The organism is Nocardia crassostreae, assembly GCF_001613405.1.
Taxonomy (GTDB): Bacteria; Actinomycetota; Actinomycetes; order Mycobacteriales; family Mycobacteriaceae; genus Nocardia; species Nocardia crassostreae.
In genome coordinates this window covers 38,253-60,213 of the sequence record NZ_BDCH01000040.1, presented here as the reverse complement: position 1 = coordinate 60,213, position 21,961 = coordinate 38,253, and the positions used below count along the sequence as shown (strand labels likewise).

Sequence of the window (21,961 nt, the reverse complement as noted above, 5' to 3'; positions counted from 1 at the left end):
GCTTTCCGTGGCCACCGGCAACGAATCCCGAAGCTGTCGGAGGTTTCTGGAATGCTGGATGCATGGACCCGATCGCTTTCGAAGACGCCACCGCCTTCGACACCTGGCTGGCCGCCAACCACGCCACCTCCGACGGCGTCTGGATGAAGATCGCTAAGAAGGGCTCCGGCATCCCCTCCATCACCGAGGACGAGACCGTCGACGTCAGCCTGTGCTGGGGCTGGATCTCCGGCCAGCGCAAGGCCCTCGACGACAAGTACTACCTACAGAAATACGTCCCCCGCCGCCCCCGCAGCCACTGGTCCCAGGTCAATGTCGACAAGGTCGCCAAACTCCTGGCCGAGGGCCGCATGCGCCCACCCGGCCTCGCCGAGGTCGACGCCGCCAAGGCCGACGGCCGCTGGGACGCCGCCTACCCCTCCCAGCGCGACTTCACCACCCCCCTCGACCTCGAAGCGGCCCTGGCCCAGAACCCCCGCGCCGCCGCCGCTTACGCCGCCCTGGACCGCACCCGCCAATACGCGATCGTGCTCGAACTCCTCCGCGCCCGCACTCCCGGCACGCGGGCCAATCGCCTCAGCCGAGCCCTCGCGACCTTGTCCGCCGACGAGGAGTCCGCCTAGGCACCCGCTGATCGGCGGTCGTAGTGGTGGCAGCGGCCTGTGAAAACCGTCGAGATCACCGGGCGCAGTACGGCTTCGACGGTGGCCGGGTCGGCCGGTGACGGCTGGAGGGAGAGGGAGTCGGCGCAGCCGCGGGCGGTGGCGAGAATCATGGATGCCGCGGCGGGGCTGTCGGTTTCGGGGCGGACTTCGCCGCATTCCTTGCCGTTCTCGATCGCGGTGGCGATGCGGGCGTGCAGGTCGTCGGTCGCTTGTCCGGCGACGGCGGCGAGGTCGGGGTTGTGCAGGGAGAGCAGCCACAGGTTGCGCTCGACCCGGAATTCGCGGGTGCGTTCGGCGTCGAGCGGGAGCAGTTCGGTGAGGCTCGCGAGCAGCATGGCGGAGATGGGTTCGGCGGCGGCTTCGCCCGCCCGGATGCGGGCTTGGACCCGGGTGGCGCTGGTGCGCAGGCAGTCCTCGTAGGAAAAGCGCAGCAGCTCATCCTTGTTGGCGAAATAGTGCTGGATCAGGCCGACCGAGATGCCCGCTTCGGCCGCTACCCGGGCGAAGGTGACTCGGGGCAGTCCTTCGGCGGCCAGGAGGCGCTGGAAGGCGCGCGCCATCGACTCGCGGCGCTGGTCATGGTCGGCTACTCGGGGCACGTGACAACAATATACCCGTATGGTTATCGTTCCAATATAGCCATATTGTTACGGTGGTTGGCGACGCTGACGCTGCTCGTGCTCAGCGGATGCGCGACGAGCCAAGGGGCACAACACCATTCCGGGGCGACGGGTGCGGGACCGTACGAGCGCACGGACGAATATCTACGAGATCGAATGAGCGCATTGCGGATTCCGGGTGCGGCGTACGCGATCCTGGACCGGGACGGGGTGCGGCACAGTGGCGCGTTCGGCACGGATGGCAATGGCCGCGCGGTCACCACGACGACGCCGTTCCTGTGGGGGTCGGTGGCCAAACCCCTGACGGCCACCCTGATCATGCGGATGGCGGCCGCGGGTGAGGTGCGGCTCGACGCGCCGGTGATCACCTATCTCCCGTCGTTCCGGACCAGGGACGAGCAGCGATCGGCGCGAATTACCGTGCGGCAGTTGGTCAATCAGACGAGCGGGTTGCCCACGACCACCAGGCACACCGATCGGACCGACGAGGAGCGCCGACCGGCGGATGTGCTGCCCGAACTCGCGGAGACTTCGCTGGCGGGCGAACCCGGTGTCGTGCATCGCTATTCGAGCACGAACTACCTGATACTGGCCGCGGTGGTGGAGGCGGTCACCGGGCGGCCGTTCACCGAGGTGCTGCACCAGCGCGTGCTCGATCCGCTCGGCATGCGCACCGCCATCACGAGCGCGGATCAGGCGCGTGCCGCGCGCCCGCGCGGTCATCGATACGTCTTCGGCCGGACGGTCGCGTTCGACGCACCCTTCGATCCGGCGGGCGTCGGCTACGGGTATCTCGGTGGCACGGTCACAGATCTCGCCGCCTTCGCCCGGGCCGGACTCGGCGGCGCGCCCGAGGTGCTCGATAATGCCCAGCGCGACACCATGTTCCAGGGCGACGTCGAGACCAGTTCGGGGAAGCGGTACGGGCTCGGCTGGCGGCGCTGGACCCTGCCCGGCTCCGATGTTCCGATGATCTGGCACGGCGGCGCGAACGCGGGCTATTGGGCGCAGGTCATCCTGCTGCCGGACCGGGCGGTGGTGCTGATGGTGAACGCGTACGGGACATTCCAGGAGCCGCAGCTGCTCGATATCGGATTCGGGCTCGGCGCACTGACGCTCGGCCGCGACGCACCCGCATCCGAGGCGGACCGCACCTATCCGATGATCCTCACCCTGCTCGGCGCATTGGCCGTCTTGTTGATCGGCCTGGTCATCCGCAGCATCTGGCTGCTCACCCGCCCGCGACCCGATGTCTCGCGCCCGTGGCGGCTCGCGGCGCAGCTCGCCGTGTGGCTGCTGCCATCGGCCTTGCTGCTCTACGTGTTCGGCGTCGCGCTCCCCCCCCAGACTGGGCGTCGGAATCTCCCAGTTGACGCTGTGGACACCGGATATCGCCGGTCTGGTCTACGGCATCCTGGCGATGGCCGCCGCCTTGCCGGTGCTGCGCGGCATTATCGGCATCAGACAGTCCGCGCTGTTCCGCCGCACATCCTGACCAGGGATTATGCCGCGTGATGCGCCGGGGCGGGTGGAGACCGCCCCGCGGTGGCGTCCAGTCGCGAGGCGGTGGCGGCGAGCTTGACTTGGAGCGCACTCCAAGTCGTAGCGTCATCTCGTGAGCGTTGCTCACTACCTGATCCGGCGTCACCAAGGAGGAGATTTCGCATGATCGCGACCAGGAAGCTCGGCGAACTGACCGTGGGTGCGCAGGGGCTCGGCTGTATGGGGATGAGCGGGGCCTACGGCGTGCAGGACAATGACGCCGAATCGATCGCCACCATTCATCGGGCGCTGGAACTCGGCGTCACGATGCTGGACACCTCGAACGTGTACGGGCCGGAGACCAATGAGCGGCTGATCGGCCGCGCCATTGCCGATCGCCGCGATCGGGTGGTGCTGGCGACCAAGTTCGGCATTGTCTGGGGCGAGGGCGGCAGCATGGGCGCGCGGGGCGATGCGGCCTATGTGAAGCAGAGCTGTGACGAGTCGCTGGCCCGGCTCGGGGTCGATCACATCGATCTCTACTACCAGCACCGCGTGGATCCGACCGTCCCCGTCGAGGAGACCTGGGGCGCGCTCGCGGAGCTGGTCCAAGCCGGAAAGGTGCGCTACCTCGGCATCTCCGAGGCCGCCCCGGACACCATCCGGCGCGCACACGCCGTGCATCCGGTGACCGCGCTGCAGAGCGAATGGTCGCTGTGGACCCGCGATATCGAGGCCGAGGTGGTGCCGACCTGCCGCGAACTGGGCATCGGCATCGTCCCCTTCTCCCCACTGGGCCGCGGCTTCCTCACCGGCGCCATCACCTCCACCGCCGATCTCCCCGCCGACGATATGCGCCGCCGCCTCCCCCGCTTCGCCGACGGCAATATCGACAGCAATCTGGCCATCGTCGCCACCCTGCGCGAACTGGCCGCGGAAAAGGACGTCACCGCAGGACAATTGGCACTCGCCTGGGTGCAAACCCGCGGCGACGACGTCGTGCCGATCCCCGGCACCAAGCGGCGCACCTACCTGGAACAGAACGTGGCCGCCGCCGATATCGCCCTGACCGCCGAGGATCTCGCCCGCATCGAGGCGGCCGCCCCGGCCGAGGACATTGCCGGTTACCGCTACCCCGAGGACCTCGCCCGCGTCGCCAACCGGTGACCACCCCCTCGAACGTCCCGGCCGCGCAGTCGATTACGCGGCCGGGCCGTCGAGCGCGGCTACCACGGCGAGGGTGTCGTGATAGTAGGGCCGGAACTCCGTGACCAAGCCGTCGCGGAAGCTGATCCATTGCAGCAGTGAGGTTTCCAGCATGCGACCGGAATGCCTGGCCCGGAATCGCACGCGACTGTAGGCCGCTACCGCGTGCTCGTCACCGACAAACCGCTGCTCGTCGAAATACAGCGCGTCCCACGCTTCGTGCATGGTTTCGACGAAGCGCCGGATGCCCTCGTGCCCGCGCCATTCGCCACCGTAGGGCAACCCGGCGGCTTGGTAGAGCACGACATCCTCGGCCAGATACCGCGCCATATCCGCGAAATCCGCGCCCTCGGTCAGATAGGCGGCCTCCGCCGCGTAGAAGCCGTGCAGTACCTCGAGCGGGTTTGTTGTCATGCCAACCGATGCTCCCGGGCCGCCGAGACCTGCGCTGGCGGAGTTCGGCCGTCGCATTCGCCCACGGCGCTGTCGGGGGCGACGGCTACAGTCGCTGACGTTCACGACACCACGAAACGGGGGAATATGCTCGACGCGGCAACAACTCTCGATAACGCACCTGATCGGGAAGACCGCTGGGATATACCCGGCGACTGGTGGGCGATGGCGTTCCCCTCCCGCGGGCTCGGACCGGCGCAGCCCATCGAACCCGGCCCTGAAGTCTTCGAGCGGGCCGCACTGTCTGCCGCACAACGGGATCGGATCGCCGACAATTTCGACTACACGGCCGCGTGCGGTGCGCAGGATCTGGTCGAGGCCGGGGCCGAGGCCTTGCGGGACGCCGCGGCGGCCACCCCGCTCGGCGCCGCGGTCTGCTCGCTCGCGGTCGAATTGGCGACCGGTTTCTTCACCCGGCCCGGTGCGTACTACACCGCCGACGACTGGGTGCGGGAGCGCGGTCTCGTCTTCGCCGCCGACGCCGCCGCCTGGCGCGCGGCCCTCACCTGTACGGGAAAACACGACTCCGCGAAGGATCGATACATCTACGCGCTGCGGCGGTTCGCACCGCACCAGGTGGAGTTCGGCAATGCGGGGCCGCTCGCGCTCCACCGGATGCGGGACTATCTCGCGGTGGCGTCCGAGGACGATTACCGGGCCGCGGTGGCGCGCTTGGAACCGCTGCGGACGACGCCCGGCGGTATCGCGGCGCGAGTGGCGACATCGTTTCTGGCGCCGACCGAAACCGAGTGGGTGGCAGCGGACCTCGACAGTCTGATAGCCCAGGATAGAGGGTACCGCAACCTGTGCAGCCTGCTGGCCGCCTCGGTGTACACCTCGGCCGACCTGGAGAAAGTCCTGCGCGCCTGCGGCGCGAACACTCTTCTCCACAGCGTGGACAGGCGACTGCTCTACTCCGTGCTCGTCCGGCTGGGTCCGGCCTGCGCCGCCGCGCTCGACCGGATGCTGTACGACCGGAATGTGGGAGACAACTCGGTGCAGCTGGTCGCCGATATTCTGTCCCGGTTCCCCACCGACGAGGCCTTCACCATCCTGGTGAACCGTGCCGAACAGCGGTTCATCCCGACCGCGCTGGCGGCTGCGGCACAACGGTTTCCGCAGCGGGCGCTGCGGTTGCTGCGACCGGTCGCCGAGCACTCGCCGAGCGCGCAGCTGGTGCTCAGGACGCTGGCGTCCGCCCGGCCCGAACTCATTCCCGAACTGCCCGCCGACACCGGGTTCGTGGACCCGCGGGCACGCACGGCCGACCAAACGAATCTGCCCGCGATACTGCGGAATCCGCCGTGGCAGGGTACGCGGAAGATGGCGAAGCCGACGGTGATCCCCGGCATCGCGGCACATCGGCCCACCGGCCTCGCGTGGAGGGCCGGTGAGCGGGAGGAATGGGAGAGCATCGAAGTCCACGGATGGTACGGCCTGCGGTAGGATCCGGCCGGGGCGCTCGCCGAGGTGATGCAGAACTACCGCCCGCACGAGAGCATGGCGCCGCAGGCCTTCGCCGTCGCCCCGGCGGAGTTGGTGCGGCCGTATCTGGCGACGATCGTGCCCGGTCGGCCGTGGAACTGCGAGGACGTGTTCCGCCGGATCCTGGCGCGGTTCGGCGAGGATGCCATCGCCTATGTCCTGCGCGCCGTTCAGGCCAATCCGACGACCTTGATCCCGATTCTCGCCCCCGTCACGGGAACCGAGGTCACCGAGGCCATGTCGCGCTGGCTGGACGGCAAACATACCCGCCCACTGGCCCTGGCCTGGTTCGACCGCAATCTCGAGGCGGCCCTGCCGGATCTCATCACGGCGGCGCTCGGCAAGGCCGGAAAGATACGCGGACAAGCCGAATCGGCCCTGCGTACACTCACCGAACGCGGCCATCGCGCGGTGATCGACAGCACCGCTGCACAATTCGATGATCGTGTCGCCTCGGCCGTGACCGATTTGCTGAATACCGACCCCCTGCTCCAGCTTCCGACCAAGATCCCCGCGATCCCGAGCTGGCTGGACCTGAGATTGCTACCCGCGCTACCGCTTCCAATCGATAATGCGCCGATACCGCAGTGGGCCGTCGAGTACGTCTGCACCATGCTGGCCATGAGCGGCCCGAACGGCGACTATGCCGGTATCGCGCACATACGCGCTGCCACCGATCCGGACGCCCTGGCCGAATTCGCCTGGGGCATCTTCGAAGCGTGGCGGATGGCCGACTATCCGTCCAAGGACGGCTGGGCGCTGCATGCCCTCGGTCTGCTCGGCACCGACGAGACCGCGTGCCGTCTGGGCCCGCTGATCCGGCTCTGGCCGGGCCAGAACGCGCACGCCCGCGCGGTGGCCGGTTTGGACGCGCTGACGGCCATCGGCACCGATGCGGCGCTCATGCAGTTGCACGGCATCGCGGAGAAGTCCAAGTTCAAGGGCCTGAAGACCAAGGCGCAGGAGAAGATCACCGAGATCGCGGCCGAGCTGGACCTCACCCCGGAGCAACTCGGCGACCGCCTGGTCCCCGAGTTCGGCCTCGAGGCCGATGGCACCCTCGTACTCGATTACGGCCCAAGGGCATTCATCGTCGGCTTCGATGAGCGACTCACGCCCACCATTGCCGATGCCATCCGCGGCGACCAGGGTTGGCAGCCCGGCGCCCACCGCAAATCCCTCCCGAAACCGGGCGCGAACGATGATCCCGAACAGGCCAAGGCGGCCTACAAGGCCTTCACCACCCTGAAGAAGGAGGTGAAATCGACTGCCGCCGAGCAACTTCGCCGCCTCGAGCGCGCCATGGTCACCGGGCGGCGCTGGTCCGCCGAGGAGTATCGACGGTTGTTCGTCGACCATCCGCTGCTGCGGCACCTGTCGCACCGGATCGTCTGGGCGATCTTCGACGAGAACGACGCGGTCACCGGATCGTCCCGGGTGGCCGAGGACGGCAGCTACGCCGACGCCGCCGATGAGGTCGTCACGCTGCCCGACGCCGCCGTGGTGGGTATCCCCCATCCCCTGCATCTCGGTGACTCCCGCGCCGCGTGGGGTGAGGTCTTCGCCGATTACGAGATCCTGCAACCCTTCTCGCAGCTACAGCGCGAAATATACGCCTGCACCGACGAAGAACGCCGCGGCAGCGTCCTGCCGGAGTTCCGGGACCGCACCGTGACCGCCGGAAAGATCCTGGGCCTCACCCGATTCGGCTGGGATCGCAGCCGCCCCGGGGACGGGGGCGTCTCCTCCGAGATTTTCCGCGTCCTGGGCGGCGGCCGTTCGATCGCCATCGACCTGGAGCCCGGCCTCTATGCCGGGAGGCCCACCGAATTCGAGGATCAGCAGATCGGCGTCCGCCTGGCGGTAACCGGCCATGAGGATTACTGGGTGCGCAACGACCACACCGCCCCCGTCTTCGCCGATCTGGACCCGATCACGATGTCCGAGGTGCTGCGCGAGTTGGCTCAGCTCTCCTAGGCCGGACCGCCGGAGATCACTTCGGCCACTCCGGCGACCGGCCGAGCATGGCGACGATCCGGTCCAGCGCGTCCGCACCGGACCAGGAGACCTCCGGGGCGAAGGCCGCGCCGGGGGCGACCCGGATCTCGCCGCCGGGAACCGCGGCGGCCACCTCGTGGGCCGCCGCGAGCACCTCGGCGTCGAAGTGCACCGGGATGCCCAGAGCCTGTGCCACATCCCAGGAGTGGACGACATAGTCCACCAGGTGGAAACCCACGGCCCGCGCCGCGGGAAACCGGTGCGTCGTGCTGAACTCCGGTAGCGCGACCTCACGCTCGAGCACGCCGGGCTCAGCGAAGGCCGTGAGGACATCCTCGGCGGCCTCCCGATACTCGCGCGCCGGATCGTCGCCGAGCGGGCGGGTCTTCCAGTCCACGAGGTCGTTCCCACCACGAGCCGAGGCCGCGAACCCGCGATGCTGGGCGATCATGTGCGTCAGCAGGCCGTGCAGCGTCCAGTCGGCGCACGGGGTGGGCTTGCGCAGGTCAACGGTGGTGAGCTGTTCGACAAGATCGATGCTGACCCGTACCGCCCGCGCATTCAGAGGGATCAGTTCGTCACTATTGGTAGGCATGAGCCTATCGTATGCTCAAGCGTATCATTGCTCAAGCGGTATTTTCTATCCATGCCCGAAGCCCCCCGTCCCGACCTCGCCGCGATGATCGCACCGCTGGGCCGGGCGCTGATGGCGACGGAACTGCCTGTCCTGGAACGCCACGGGCTCACCATGTGGGCGTATGCCGTACTGCTCGGGCTGGGCGGCGAGCCCGTTTACACGCAGGCCGCGCTGGCCAAGGCGATCGGTGCGGACAAGACGCGCATCATCGGGGTGCTCGACGATCTGCAACAGCGCGGGCTGATCACGCGCGAGGCCGATCCCGCGGACCGGCGGGTCAATCTCGTCTCGCTCACCGCGTCGGGACGCGAACTGCGCGACCGGGCCCAGGCCGAGATCCAGCGCAAGGAAGAGGAACTGCTGTCGCAGCTGCCCGCGGCGGACCGGAAGGCGTTCGTGCGGTCATTGCAAACCCTGGCGGGTCTCCTCGGCGGATGAGCCGGATGAAGTTGGGCCGGAGCGCGTGTCGTGCCGGTGTCGGTCACGCTCGCTAGAGTCGCTGCCGTTCACCGCTCCACGATTCGGGGGATCATGCTCGACTCCACTGCCGCCACCGCCACCGCCATCGCCGCCGAAGATCTGTGGGTTGCTCCCGAGGACTGGTGGCAGCCAGGAGTACCGACCCGGGGCGTCGGGCCGCAGCCGACCACCACGTACACCACCGCGGCCGATGCCTGGGCGACGGCGGTCGATGCGCAGCGCGACGCGGTGCTCGACGTCCTCGAGCGCACGGCGGCCACCGGAGGCACCGACCTGGCCGACGCGGGCCGAACTGCGCTGACCGATCCGGCGGGATGTTCACCATTGGGCGCCGCGGTACTGGCTGCGGCAGTCAATATGGGCGACAGACACAGCAGCGAAAACCCGCTCATCGCGGCCGAAGCGTGGATGCGTGAACACGGCGCCGGATTCGCGGCCGAGGCCGCGGTGCAGCTATCCGGATCGCGTGTCGAGCATCGATACACACAGGCCGGACGCATCCACGAGTGGTTCCTCGTCCGATGCACACCCGATGATTTCGAGCACGCATTGGGGATGCGGTACGTGCTGGCGCTGCGGCCCTGGATCGCGGCACTCGCCGAGGATGCCTACCGGGACGTGGTCGAGCGCCTGGGGCAGGTGCGGATCACGTCGGGCGGGTTGGGGATTCGGATCGCGGCCTCGTATCTGGCCCCGACGGAACGGGATTGGGTCGCCGCGGATCTGCGGGATGTGACCCCGACAGCCAACTATCACACCCCTGTCGTGCTGCTGCTGGCCGCGGCCGGTTCGGCGACCGAAATGGAGGCGGCGGCACGAGCATTGACGGGTCCACAGCTCAGCTACGGCCATGGCCGCACCATGCTCTACACCGCACTCGCCCGGTTCGGGCCCGAGGGTGCCGGAGTGCTCGCGCAGGTGCTGGACCGGCGCGAGGTCGACGGCGCCGCGACGGCCGAGCTGGCGGACATGCTGTCGTTGCTGCCCTCGGACGCGGCCTTCTCCGCGCTACTGGCCCGCGTGGATAGGCGGTACTTTCCCAAGGCGCTTGCCGCGGCGGCGCATCGATTCCCACTGCGGGCGATGAGATTGTTGCGCCCGGCCGCGGAACGGTCGGCGACGGCACGCCATATGGTGCGATCGGTGATCCGGTCACATCCGGAGCTGACGGCGCTGCATCCCGAACTGGCGGCCGCGACGCCCCGGGTCGCCGCGCCGGAGGAACTGCCCGAGGTCCTGCGCATCCGGCCCTGGCAGCAGGCGCGCAGACGGGCGAAGCCGGTGGTGCTGGCCGATGTGGCCGCCGCCCGGCCGACACGCGTGGCCTGGGCCGACGGGGAACGCGCGGAATGGGCCGAGACGCACGTCTATCAGTGGCCCAGCGCCACTGCGCGGTGGCCGCGGCTCATCGCCGAAATGCTCGCCGCCCCGCAGCGGGACTACAACTCCCCCTCGATCTTCGCGCTCGGCCCCGAGGAGCTGGTGCGGCCCCATCTGGCGACGGTCCGCCCCGGGCGGCTGTGGGGTGCGGGCGGGTATCTGCGGCGGGTGCTGGCGCGTTTCGAGGAGGAAGGCGCGGATTTCGTGCTCGCCGGTGCGCAGGCGAACCCGGCGACGCTGGCGGATCTGCTGCTGCCCGTCACCGGCACCGAGGTGACGCGGTTGATGACGCGCTGGCTCGACGGCCGCAAGGTCCGGCCGACGGCGCTGGCCTGGTTCGATCGTCATCTCGGCACCGCGCTGCCCGATGTCATCGCGGCGGCGCTGGCCAAACCGGGGACCGAGCGCAGGCTGGCCGAGTCGGCGCTACGGGTGCTGGCCGAGCGCGGACATCGCGCCGCCATCGAGACGGCGGCGGCCGCGCTGTCGCAGCCGGTGGCCGACGCCGTGGCCGGGATACTGGCGGCCGATCCACTGTTCCAGCTGCCCGCCCGCATCCCGGAGCTGCCGAATTGGCTTGTCCTGGACCTGCTTCCCCCGCTCCTGCTGCGTGACGGCGACGCCGCCCTGCCGCTGACGGCGGCCGGTGACGTGTGCGTGATGCTGGCCATGTGCGGCCCGAACGGCGATTACGCCGGTGCGGCCGAGATCATCGAGGCCGCCGATCCGGACTCGCTGGCCGAATTCACCTGGGGCATTTTCGAGGAGTGGAAACTGGCCGACTATCCGGCCAAGGACGGCTGGGTGCTGCACGCGCTGGGCCTGACCGGCAATGACCTGACCGCGCGGCAGCTGGCGCCGCTGATCCGTTCCTGGCCGGGCGAATCCGGTCACTCCCGGGCGGTGACCGGGCTGGATGTACTGGCGGCCATCGGCAGCGATACCGCGCTCATGCAGTTGCACGGCATTGCCGAGAAGGTGAAGTTCAAGGGGCTCAAGACCAAGGCGCAGGAAAAGATCGGCGAGGTCGCCGACGGACTCGGGCTGACCCACGACGAGCTCGCCGATCGGCTGGTCCCCGACTTCGGGCTGGACGAGCGGGTCGATCTCGTACTCGACTACGGGCCAAGGGGTTTCGTCATCGGATTCGACGAAGAGCTCAAACCGGTGGTCTTCGACGCCGAGCGACGCGACGGGGATTGGACGGCCACCGCGCGGCGCAAATGGCTGCCGAAACCTGGCGCGAAGGACGATCCGGAGTCGGCGGCGGCCGCGTACAAGTCGTTCACCGTCTTGAAGAAGGATGTGAAATCCGCTGCCGCCGACCAACTTCGCCGTCTCGAGCAAGCAATGGTGCGTGGCCGTCACTGGCCGGGTGCGGCGTATCGGCAGTTGTTCGTCGAGCATCAGCTGCTGTGGCATCTGGCCCGCCACCTGGTGTGGGCCACCTTCGACGAAAACGGCTCCCCCACCGGATCATTCCGGCTCGCCGAGGATCGCAGCTACGCCGACGCGGCCGATGATCCGGTCACCGTCGCCGACGACGCCATGGTCGGTATCGCCCATCCGCTGCATCTCACCGGCAGTCTCGGCGCCTGGGGCGAGATATTCGCCTATTACGAGATCCTGCAACCGTTCCCGCAGCTGCAACGGGAAATCCACACGCTCACCGAGACCGAACTCCGGTCCTCGACGCTGGCGCGATTCAGTGATCGCACCGTCCCCACCGGCAAAGTCCTCGGCCTGACGCGATTCGGCTGGGAGCGCGGCGAAGTCCTGGACGGCGGCGTCTCCGGCGAGATGTTCCGCACGCTGGGCAATGGGCATTCGATCGTGATCGAGCTGGAGCCCGGCCTCATCGCCGGTTACGCCATGGAATGGGACGAGCAGAGGATTCAGGTCCACCTCAGCGAGTCCGGGCACGAAAGCTCATGGCCCCGTACGGATACGGCCCCCGCCTTCGCCGACCTGAGCCCCATCGTCGCGTCGGAGCTGCTCCGCGAACTCACCACCCTCACCGCCTGAGCCGCGGGCCAATCCCCCGAACCGCATCGACTACCCGGAAGTGACAACGTGATCGAAACGCACCGTGTGGACGAAGACGAATGGGTGGTCCCCGAGTCCTGGTGGGCCAAGGCGGACCGCTTCCGCGGACAGGGTCCAGCGCGCCCCATCAAACTCGATTCGAAGGCCCGCCCCACGTATCGGAAGCTCGCGGGCGATGATCGGGTGCCAGGCATTCTGGCAGCGACCGAACAGGCGGGCAGTGCCGACCTGGCGCAGGCCGGGCGGGCCGCACGGGACGGCAGCGCGGTGACGCCGCTGGGGTTGGCGGTGCTCGGGCTGCTCATCGATCTGATGTATATCGATGGGCGCTACGACATACGCACCACCCCGCTGGCCGACACGTGGGTCGCCGACCACGGTGTGGTGTTCGCGGCGCGGGCGGCCGTCGAGCTGGCCGGGCTGGAACTGGACGTACCCCGGACACGTGCCTTCGCAGAGGGCCGGGTACGCCGCCGCTCCCAGACCAAGCTCCACAGCCCGCATCGAAGCGATGCAACGCTTTCCGAGTCGGTCGCTGCGGATGCTGGCTGCCTCCGAGTCAGGGACGGAGATGACGGGCGATCTGCTGCGCGCGCAGGCGCGGGCGCATCCGGAACGCGCCGCCGCCCTCGGTATTCCGGTCGAGCCGGTGGTTTCCGCGGTGGAGTGCCGCGGCGTCGCCACCGACGACGAGCTGCCCAAGCCACTGCGATCGGACGAAGCGGCCCCGGTTCCGCCCGCGTGGCTGTTCCCGGCCGCGCTGCCGCCGATCGTGTTGCGCGACAACCGGCTCGCCTTACCGCCGTCCGCCGTCGCCACGGTGTGCGGCATGCTGACGCAGACGATCGGACCGACCGGCAATCACGCCGGGGTGGCGCATGTACGGTCCCTCGCCGATCCGATATCGCTGGCCGAATTCGCGTGGGGGCGTTCGCGGCGCTGCGGAAGGATGTGAAAACTATTGCCCTCGACCAGCTCCGGCGTTTCGAACGGGCAATGGTCCGCGGCCGTCGCTGGCCGCTGGCCCAGCACCGGCAGCTCTTCACCGAGCACCCGCTGCTGGGCCATCCGACCCGGCGGCTGGTGTGGGCGACCTTCGACGAGCACGGCGGCGTCACCGGTTCGTTCCGCATCGCCGAGGATCGCGGCTTCGCCGACGCCTCCGACGACACCGTCACCCTCGACGACACCGGCTGGTCGGTGTCGCTCACCCCCTGCATCTCACCGATTCCCTCGGCACGTGGTCGGAAGCCTTCGCCGATTACGAGATCCTGCAACCGTTCCCGCAGCTGAATCGCGATGTGTACCACCTCACCGACGCCGAGCTGGCCGGGTACACCCTCGATCGGTTCAACGGCCCCGCATTCCCGGCAGGCCGGGCAATGGGCCTGCTGCAGCGCGGCTGGGAGCGCCAAGCCCCGCAGGACGCGGGCTGGTATTCCTACTTCTACCGCCCAGTCGGCGAGAAACTCATGGCCGTAGTGGATTTCGAGCCCGGTCTGTCGATCGGGCTCACGCCCGACCAGATGGACGATCAGCGCATAGACCGCGTCCGGCTCGCCGTCTCCGGCAGCGAATGGCGTAGCCACGCCTGCGAGCACACCTTCGCCGACGTGGATCCCGTCGCGGTGTCGGAGTTGGTGCGGGAGCTGCGCAGTCTCACCGCATGATCGTCGAGAACCGGGGAGGGACAGCATGACCGAGCAGCGTCGTGCCGATGAGGACGCGTGGGTGGTACCGGATTCCTGGTGGGCCGAAGTCGACCGGTTCCGGGGCAAGGGTCCGGCGCGGCCGGTTCGGCTGGATGCGGAGGCCGAGGCGCGGTGGAGTGCGGTGCTCGGCGACGATCGGGTGCGGCCGATGGTGGAACTTACTGCGGCCGAGGGATTTACCGAGCTCGGGGCGGCCGGGGCGGCGCTGCTCGACGGTACGGGTGAGTCTCCGCTCGGGGCGGCGGTGGTGGGGTTGATCGGACACCGCGCCACCCGACGGGACCGCCAGGCGCTGTCCCTGGTGATGATGGCGGATGCGTGGGTCGGACGGTACGGTGCGGGCTTCGCCGCCGAGGCCGCCGTCCGGATGGCCGGGCTGACGATCCCGTCGCAGGAGGCGTTCGTGCGGCCGCTGCATCCTGCCGCGCAATACAACTCGCAGATCATCGAGACGCTGCGGCGGCTGCGGGGTCTGCTAGCGGAGCTGCCCGAGGCGGAATATCGCGCTGTCGTCGACCGGATCGGTGTTCTGCGCACCGATCCGGGCACCGTGGCGGCGCGGGTGGCCACGGTGTATCTGTTTCCGACAGAACAGGAATGGCTCGATGCCGACCTGCACATCGCCGTACAGAACCGGCCGAGCTACCGGGATTCCTCGTGGACCGGGGCTGTCTCGTCCGCGACGACCCTCGATCAGCTGACCGCGCTGTCCCTGCCGGACGGAGGGCTGTTCGCGTGGGACTTCCTGCGTTTCGCGGTGGCCGTGCACATTGGTCCACAGGTCGCGCCCTTGATGGCCGAAGCGCTCGACAACACCGGTTTGCGGCCCGAAATTCACCGTGCCGTGGCGGAGATGCTCACTCACTTCCCCACCGATGAGGCGTTCACGGTGCTGCTGGAGCGGATCGACCGCACTACCGTGCGCGCCGCCCTGTACGAGGCGATCGGGCGGTTCCCGCGCCGGGCGCTGCGGCTCCTGGCGGCGGTGCCCGCGCCCTCCGCGATCATCTCCGGTCTGCTGCGCGCCCAAGCCCACATGTACCCGGAACTGGCGGCCCAACTCGGCATCGCCGCGCGGCTCGCACCGAGCGCGGTCACCTATGACGGCACCGCCACACCGGACGAGCTGCCCGATTTCCTGCGCATCCCGCCGTGGGACCGGCCACAACCCTCGGCCGACTCGATCGTGATACCCGGTCTCGGCACCCCGCGACCGGTCGGCCTCGACTGGCAGGACGGCGAGCGGGAACGCTGGGCCACCGCCCGGTACCCCTACCAGGATCCGAACGAGACCGAACCCGCGGAGCGCGACTGGCAGGCCGACATCGACGCCGCCCTGGCGAATCAGCGCTCCGACCGCCGCTACAAGCTGATTCGCGTCTTCTGCTCCGCGCCCGTCGAGCTGCTGACTCCGCATCTGGATGTGCTACGGCCGGATCATTTCTGGAGCTCGTTCTCCGGAATGGACCGGATTCTCGCCCGCTTCGGCGAACCGGTGGTCCCGCTCATATTCGCGGCGGCACAACTGGATCCGGCCGATCGCGCCGAGGCGCTGACGCCCCTGTCGGGCACCGAGGTCACCCGGCTCATGGCGCGACTGCTCGGCGCCCGCAAATCCGCGAAGACCGCGACCGCCTGGTTCGAGCGCCACATCGCCACGGCCGCACCGGATCTCCTCGCCGCCGCATTGGACAAACCCGCCCGTCCACGCAAACAAGCCTGGGCCGCAATACATCTGCTGTCCCGGCGCGGACACCGCGACCTACTGCTGGCCGCGGCCGCCGACTTCGGCCCCGAAGCGGTCGCCGCGCTCGAGGCCGAACTGATCACCGATCCCCTGTTGCTGCTACCGGCCAAGCTGCCGACACTGCCGTCCTGGCTGATTCCGGCGACGCTCCCGCCGATCGTCTTGCACGACGGTCGCCGTGCGCTGCCACCGGAGTCCGTCCAGGTGGTATGCACCATGCTGGCAATATCCGAGGCCGAGGACCGCTACGCCGGAGTGGACCGCATGGCGCGGATCGCCGATCCGGTCTCGCTGGCCGAATTCGCCTGGGCGCTGTTCGACACCTGGCGGGCGGTGAACTATCCGGCCGCGGACGGGTGGGTGCTGCGCGCGCTCGGCTGGTTCGGCAATGACGAGACCGCGCGCCGCCTCACCCCGCTCATCCGGGCGTGGCCCGGGGAGTCCGCGCATCAGCGTGCGGTCAACGGCATGGCGGCGCTCGCCGCGATCGGCACCGATATCGCTCTCATGCAGCTCAACGGCATTGCCGAGAAGGTGAAGTTCAAGGGCATCAAGGCCGAGGCGCAGCGCATGATCGAGCGGATCGCGCGGCAGCGCGGCCTGACGGCCGAGCAGCTCGCCGATCGGCTGGCGCCCGATCTCGGCTTGTCCGCCGCGGGTGTGCTGCACCTGGATTTCGGTCCGCGACAGTTCCGCATCGGACTCGACGAGCAACTGCGGCCGACCATAGGCGATGCCGACGGCGCCCCGCGCAAGAGTCTGCCCAAACCCGGCGGCACGGACGATCCGGAGCTCGCGGCGGCCGCCGTCAAACAGTTCAGCGCCTTCAAGAAGGACGTGAAAACCATTGCGAGCGGGCAGATCCGCCGCTTGGAGCACGCCATGGTGGCGGGCCGCCGCTGGTCGCCCGGCGAATACCGGCAGCTGTTCGTCGACCATCCGCTCGTCCGCCAGTCGGCGCGACGACTGGTATGGGCGATCTTCGACGCGGAGGGCGCCGTCATCGGATCGGCGCGTATTGCCGAGGACGGCAGTCTCGCCGATGCCCACGACGCATCGGTGACGCTCCCCGACGACGCCCGCCTCGGCATCGCGCACCCGCTGCACCTACCGGGCATGCTCCCGGCCTGGGGTGAGGTTTTCGCCGATTACGAGATCCTGCAACCGTTTCCACAGCTGGCTCGCGAAACCTACCGGCTCACCGAGGAGGAGTCCGGGGCGGTTCGCCTGGCGCGGTTCATGGGAATCAAGGTCCCCGTGGGCAATGCCATGGGCTTGATGTCCCGTGGCTGGGAACGGGAAGCGCCCGGGGACAATGGCGATTCGCGCTGCGTCTTCCGCGCGCTCGGCGGCGATGTCTCGATCGTCGTCGACGTGGATCCTGGATTCAGCGCCGGTATGCCACCGGATGAGCGTGGGGATCATCAGGAGCTGGATCGGGTTTGGCTGAAGGGCGGCGGTCCGGATCAGCACTGGTGGCCGGGCGCACAGTCCGCGCCCTTCGGTGTGCTGGATCCGGTGACCGCCTCGGAGGTGCTGCGCGATCTCGAATACCTCACCGCGGTCCCGGACGGCGGGCGGTAGTGCGCGCGGCGGGTGTCGGTCGCGCTGATTACAGTCGGTCGCGAATCACGAAGTACGACATGGGGGTCCGATGACGGAATCCGAGCACGATCCGGCGACCAGGGAGGAGCTGCCGGGTGCCGAGGATCTGTTCGAACCGACCGCGGCGCAGCGCAAGCAGTTGCTGTACCGGCGGGACGGGCTGCTGCGAGCGCCCGCACCGGCGGTCGACGCCGCTGCGGTGGCGGCCCAGGCCGGGGCGTGCCTGGAGTTCTACGAACAAGCCGTAGAGCGCTTGCACAAGCGCGCTCCCCGGCCCGATCGCGTCCTACCCGAGACTCCCGGTGCGGTGGGAGAACTGCCGTTGGAGGTGACCGCCGCGCTGCTGAGCACCCGCATGGACTGGCCGCGCGGGCTTCCTCTCGAACAGCAACGGCGTGCCGTGGCAGATATCGGTGCACTGCTCGATCATTGGACGGCGGTGCGGGGCGTCACCTTCGCGGTCGAGGCCATGGTGCGGGCAATGACCGCACCGTTGTCGACGCGGCCGCCGTATTGGCATCGGGGCGAGTACGGCCCCGTGCGCACCGCACTGGGTGTGCTGCGCAATCGGATCGCCGCGCTGCCCGAGGCGGCCATGCCCGATATCGTCGCCCTGCTGGAGAGCGTCCGCGGCGACTCGCGGCACGCGCGGGTGGTCACCTCGTTCGTGCTGCCCTCGCAACGAGAGTGGGTGGCCGCGGATATCGAGGAGGCGGCGGCGGACGGCAATGCCCACGCCCATTGCCGACCGCTCGTCGACGCGGCGAGCACGGTGGCGCAGTTGCGGCGGCTCAATGTGGCGACCGTGCGCCTCACACCGGACGAGGGTGTGGCGCTTTCCCACGGCGACTCGGCGATCACCGTGGTCGACGGGGTCGGTTTCGGGGTGGTCCCGGTATTCACGGACTGGTTCGATCACTGGGAAATGAATCAGCCGCTCCGCAAGGCGATCGCCCAGGACCTGGCGGTGATTCCCACCGACGCGGCATTCACCGCCCTCGCCGCGCGCGCCTATCGGACCGAGGCGGTACCGCCGATCCGGGAGGCCGCGAAACTGTTTCCGCGACGCGCCCTGGAGCTGCTGGACGCCGGGAAACCGGAGCATGCCGATCTGCTGCGCGAGCATATCGCCGGGCATCTCGAATTCGCCCGGACCCGGCAGGACGAATTGCCCGCCGCCACCGCGACTCTCATCGCGGACGAGGTGCGCCGGGCCGAAGCCGCCGCGAACGAGGCGGAGTCCGAACCGGAACTGCTGCGGAATCCGCCGTGGACGATCCGTGCCCGCGCCAAGGCCGCTGTCGTGGAAGGGCTCGAGCCGCCGGAGGGGATTCACTGCGCCTGGCTGCCCGGGGAACGCCAGCGCTGGCACGCGCTGGTCGACCCGGCCCGCTATCCGGAGCTCGAGCGCACACTCGATCGGATCAATCCGAAGAGCGTCACCGAATTCGAGCTCGGCGCGCTCGTGCTGGCCGGGCCGGACCGCACCCGGTCGCTCGTGCGGGACGCCAGGCTCAGCTGGTTCTGGGGTCCGTCCCGGGAAATGCTGGCCGCCACCGCCGCCTTCGAGGCCGATGCGTTTCCGCTCGTGCGGGATGCCATCAGGCATCAGCCGCGGGAGGTCACCGAGGCGCTGCTCCCCTATGTCGGCGCCGAGGTGGTCGATCTGCAACTGGCGCGCCTCGATCGGCGCACCATGCGCGAGGGCGCGGTGCGGTATCTGCGGCGGCACGCCCGGTTCACGGCGCAGGTGCTGATTCCGCGAGCGGTCGGCCGCCGGGAGCGCAATCGCCGCCTCGCCATCCGGACGCTGCGGCTCCTGCACGGACTCGGTCACGGCGAGGAGATACTCGGCGCGGCACGGGAGTACAGATCGCGGGCGGCCGAGGCCGTGGTCACCCTGCTCGACGCGGATCCGCTCACCCTGCTGCCCAACCGGATTCCCGCCGTTCCGGCCTGGGTGAATCCGGCGGTGCTGCCGGTCGTCCGGACCCGCGACGGCGGGCGGCTGTCACCGGCGGCGCTGCACAATCTGCTCGTCATGCTGATGCTCGCCGAGACCGGCGAACCGTATGCCGGGGTGGCACAGGTCTACAAGCTGTGTCGTCCGGGCGATCTGGGTGCGCTGGTCTGGGAGCTGTACGCGCAGTGGCTGCGGTCCGGCGTTCCGGCCCAGCACGACTGGGTCTACGAGGCGCTCGGTTCGCTCGGTGACGATGACACCGTCGCCGCGCTGCTCGAGCACGTGCGGCGGAACAGTTCCGACCGGCGTTCGGTGACGGCGCTGGACGCCTTCGTCGCCATCGGCTCGGATGCGGCGCTGCTGGCGGTGAAACTCATCAGCGAGGAGGTGAAGACCAAGCGGGTGCGCGACGGGGCGCGGGAGCGTATCGAGGCGGTGTCGGATCGACTGGGGCTCACCGCGGATCAGCTCGCCGATCGGCTGGTTCCGGATCTCGGGCTGCGCGCCGACGGCACCCTCGAACTGGATTTCGGGCCGCGCCGCTTCGTGGTCGGATTCGACGAACAACTGCGGCCCGTCCTCACCACCGACGGCGGCAAGGTCGTCAAGACGCTGCCCAAGGCCGGTGCGCACGATGACGCGGGGCTCGCCGAACAGGCGCACAAGACTTTCCGGCAGCTGAAGAAGAACGCCCGTGTGATCGCCGCCGACCAGACCACACGCCTGGAGCGGGCCATGGCGACGAACCGGCGGTTCACGGTGGCGGAGTTGCGCACCCTGTTCATCGCGCATCCCCTGCGCTGGCACGTCACCCGGCGGCTGGTGTGGGGCGTGTACGAGGGCGACGCACTGGTGAGCAGCTTCCGCATCGCGGAGGACCGCACCTTCGCCGACAGCGCGGACGAGACGGTCACCGTGGCGGACGACGCGGTGCTCGGCATCGCGCATCCCGTCCAATTCCGCGGCGAGGCGGCGATCTGGTCGGAGCTGTTCGACGATTACGAACTGCTCCAGCCGTTCCCGCAGCTCGGGCGGGAGATCTACACGGTTCCCGCGGAGCTGCTGCACACCGGGCGGATCACCGATGACGGTACGAAGGTCGGCAGCACGCGGTTCCTCGGGCTGCCAGGACGGGGCTGGCTACCACTCGAGTACACCGATAGGGAGCACCTGTTCGTCTTCGAGAAGCCGCTGCCGCGGGGTGGATTCCTCGAGGTGACCACCGACCCCGGGCTCCTGGCCTGGGATCCCAACGCCAATGGCGATCAAACCTTCGAGGCGCGCCTGACCGGCAGCCGGTTCGATGCCGACCGCGACCTCACCTTCGCCGACCTGGACGCGGTCACCGCATCCGAGATACTGCGCGATATCGCCTGGCTGAAAGCGGAATCACGATGAACAGCACGACCGAGCACATGCAGCGACCACCCGCCGAGCTGCGCTGGGCCGCCGATCTGGCGCGGCTGCGCGAGCAGGACACCGCGCCCACACCGCCGGGCTGGGCCTTGAGCGTGGATGCCGCCAAGCGGTTCATCGTCGGTGATCCGACGCTGGGGATCGAACGCAAGTTCGTGGGGGACGCCTCGCTGGTGGATCGGGCGCTGGTGAGTCTGGCCACCACCCGCGGGCTCTTGCTCACCGGGGAGCCGGGTACCGCGAAATCGCTGCTTTCGGAGCTGCTTTCGGCTGCCATCTCGGGGGATTCCACGCTCACGATTCAGGGTGGTGCGGCCACCACCGAGGATCAGATCCGCTACGGGTGGAATTACGCGCTGCTGGTGTCGGAGGGTCCGTCGGAGCGGTCCATCGTGGCCGCGCCCATGATGCGCGGTATGCGGGACGGCAAGATCGTGCGGTTCGAGGAGATCACGCGCTGTCCGCTGGAGGTGCAGGACTCCATTCTGTCACTGCTGTCGGACCGGGTGCTGGCGGTGCCGGAGCTCGGCGAGATGGTGTATGCGACAGCGGGATTCAATGTCATCGCCACCGCCAACACCCGCGATCGCGGCGTGAACGATATGAGCGCCGCGCTCAAGCGCCGCTTCAACTTCGAAACCGTGTTCCCCATCGGCGATCTCACCGCCGAGCTGGCATTGGTCGAAGCCGAGTCCGAAGCGCTGCTGCGCCGTTCCGGGGTGCCGCAGGCGCCGCCGCGCGACGTGCTCGAGGTGCTGGTCACGGCATTCCGGGAATTGCGCTCCGGCGCGACGGCTTCCGGCGATGCCCTCGACCGCATGTCCGCGGTCATGAGCACCGCCGAGGCGGTGTCGGTGGCGCACGCGGTCGGCCTGCGCGGCTGGTACCTGCGCGGTGAGCCCGGCGATGCCGCCGATATCGTGCACTGCCTGGCGGGCACCGCCGCCAAGGACGATCCGGACGATCTGGCCCGGCTGCGCCGCTATCTGGAACAGCAGGTCCCCCGCAAATCCGGTCGCGCCTGGAAAGCCTTGCACGACGCCCGCTTCCAGCTACCGGGCTGAGG

General features: G+C 69.0%; 14 protein-coding genes and 1 pseudogene. 12 read left to right on the top strand and 3 right to left on the bottom strand.

Annotated elements, in window-relative coordinates; genetic code table 11:
• The first annotated feature begins 62 nt into the window (after positions 1–62).
• Positions 63–623: a YdeI/OmpD-associated family protein gene (locus tag NC4_RS35045; RefSeq protein WP_067547642.1), complete on the top strand. Its 561-nt coding sequence runs from the start codon at positions 63–65 to the stop codon at positions 621–623.
• Here NC4_RS35045 and NC4_RS35040 read toward each other — a convergent pair.
• Entirely contained in the window at positions 620–1,264 is a 645-nt protein-coding gene (locus NC4_RS35040; protein ID WP_067547640.1) for a TetR/AcrR family transcriptional regulator, read from the bottom strand. The genes NC4_RS35045 and NC4_RS35040 overlap by 4 nt on opposite strands.
• Between NC4_RS35040 and NC4_RS35035 the strand changes: the two genes are divergently transcribed.
• Both NC4_RS35035 and NC4_RS35030 read left to right on the top strand, forming a co-directional pair.
• Entirely contained in the window at positions 1,244–2,800 is a 1,557-nt protein-coding gene (locus NC4_RS35035; protein WP_084530068.1) for a serine hydrolase domain-containing protein, read from the top strand. The genes NC4_RS35040 and NC4_RS35035 overlap by 21 nt on opposite strands.
• A gap of 150 nt (positions 2,801–2,950) precedes the next feature.
• Complete coding sequence (locus NC4_RS35030; RefSeq protein WP_067547627.1) at positions 2,951–3,934, top strand: aldo/keto reductase; 984 nt, start codon at positions 2,951–2,953, stop codon at positions 3,932–3,934.
• A gap of 33 nt (positions 3,935–3,967) precedes the next feature.
• Here NC4_RS35030 and NC4_RS35025 read toward each other — a convergent pair whose 3' ends face one another.
• Positions 3,968–4,387 carry a nuclear transport factor 2 family protein gene (locus NC4_RS35025; protein ID WP_067547625.1) on the bottom strand — a complete coding sequence of 140 codons (420 nt, stop codon included), beginning with the start codon at positions 4,385–4,387 and terminating at the stop codon, positions 3,968–3,970.
• A gap of 204 nt (positions 4,388–4,591) precedes the next feature.
• On the opposite strand from NC4_RS35025, the gene NC4_RS35020 reads away from it, so the two are divergent.
• Together NC4_RS35020 and NC4_RS35015 are read left to right on the top strand one after the other, a co-directional pair.
• Positions 4,592–5,872, top strand: a complete 1,281-nt coding sequence (locus tag NC4_RS35020) for a hypothetical protein (protein WP_067547622.1) — start codon at positions 4,592–4,594, stop codon at positions 5,870–5,872.
• A 27-nt stretch (positions 5,873–5,899) separates the two neighbouring features.
• On the top strand, positions 5,900–7,888 hold the full coding sequence (locus NC4_RS35015; protein WP_067547621.1) for a DUF4132 domain-containing protein: 1,989 nt from the start codon (positions 5,900–5,902) through the stop codon (positions 7,886–7,888).
• 16 nt (positions 7,889–7,904) lie between these two features.
• On the opposite strand, the gene NC4_RS35010 is transcribed toward NC4_RS35015, so the two are convergent.
• Positions 7,905–8,504: a TIGR03086 family metal-binding protein gene (locus NC4_RS35010; RefSeq protein ID WP_067547619.1), complete on the bottom strand. Its 600-nt coding sequence runs from the start codon at positions 8,502–8,504 to the stop codon at positions 7,905–7,907.
• A gap of 51 nt (positions 8,505–8,555) precedes the next feature.
• Here NC4_RS35010 and NC4_RS35005 point away from each other — a divergent pair, with 51 nt between their 5' ends.
• The 7 genes and pseudogenes from NC4_RS35005 to NC4_RS34965 all read left to right on the top strand — a co-directional run bounded on the left by NC4_RS35005 (position 8,556) and on the right by NC4_RS34965 (position 21,959).
• Positions 8,556–8,984 carry a MarR family winged helix-turn-helix transcriptional regulator gene (locus NC4_RS35005; protein ID WP_067547616.1) on the top strand — a complete coding sequence of 143 codons (429 nt, stop codon included), beginning with the start codon at positions 8,556–8,558 and terminating at the stop codon, positions 8,982–8,984.
• 93 nt (positions 8,985–9,077) lie between these two features.
• Positions 9,078–12,431 carry a DUF4132 domain-containing protein gene (locus tag NC4_RS35000; RefSeq protein WP_067547613.1) on the top strand — a complete coding sequence of 1,118 codons (3,354 nt, stop codon included), beginning with the start codon at positions 9,078–9,080 and terminating at the stop codon, positions 12,429–12,431.
• Between the two features lie 592 nt (positions 12,432–13,023).
• Positions 13,024–13,407 carry a hypothetical protein gene (locus tag NC4_RS34990; protein WP_157555407.1) on the top strand — a complete coding sequence of 128 codons (384 nt, stop codon included), beginning with the start codon at positions 13,024–13,026 and terminating at the stop codon, positions 13,405–13,407.
• A pseudogene (locus NC4_RS44920) lies at positions 13,374–14,122 on the top strand (DUF4132 domain-containing protein). Before NC4_RS34990 ends, NC4_RS44920 begins: the two are co-directional and overlap by 34 nt.
• Before the next feature lie 25 nt (positions 14,123–14,147).
• Positions 14,148–17,495, top strand: coding sequence for a DUF4132 domain-containing protein (locus NC4_RS34975; protein WP_067547598.1), 3,348 nt, complete (start codon positions 14,148–14,150; stop codon positions 17,493–17,495).
• 70 nt (positions 17,496–17,565) lie between these two features.
• Entirely contained in the window at positions 17,566–20,877 is a 3,312-nt protein-coding gene (locus NC4_RS34970; RefSeq protein WP_067547595.1) for a DUF4132 domain-containing protein, read from the top strand.
• Positions 20,874–21,959, top strand: coding sequence for an ATP-binding protein (locus NC4_RS34965; protein ID WP_067547592.1), 1,086 nt, complete (start codon positions 20,874–20,876; stop codon positions 21,957–21,959). Before NC4_RS34970 ends, NC4_RS34965 begins: the two co-directional genes overlap by 4 nt.
• Positions 21,960–21,961 lie beyond the last annotated feature (2 nt).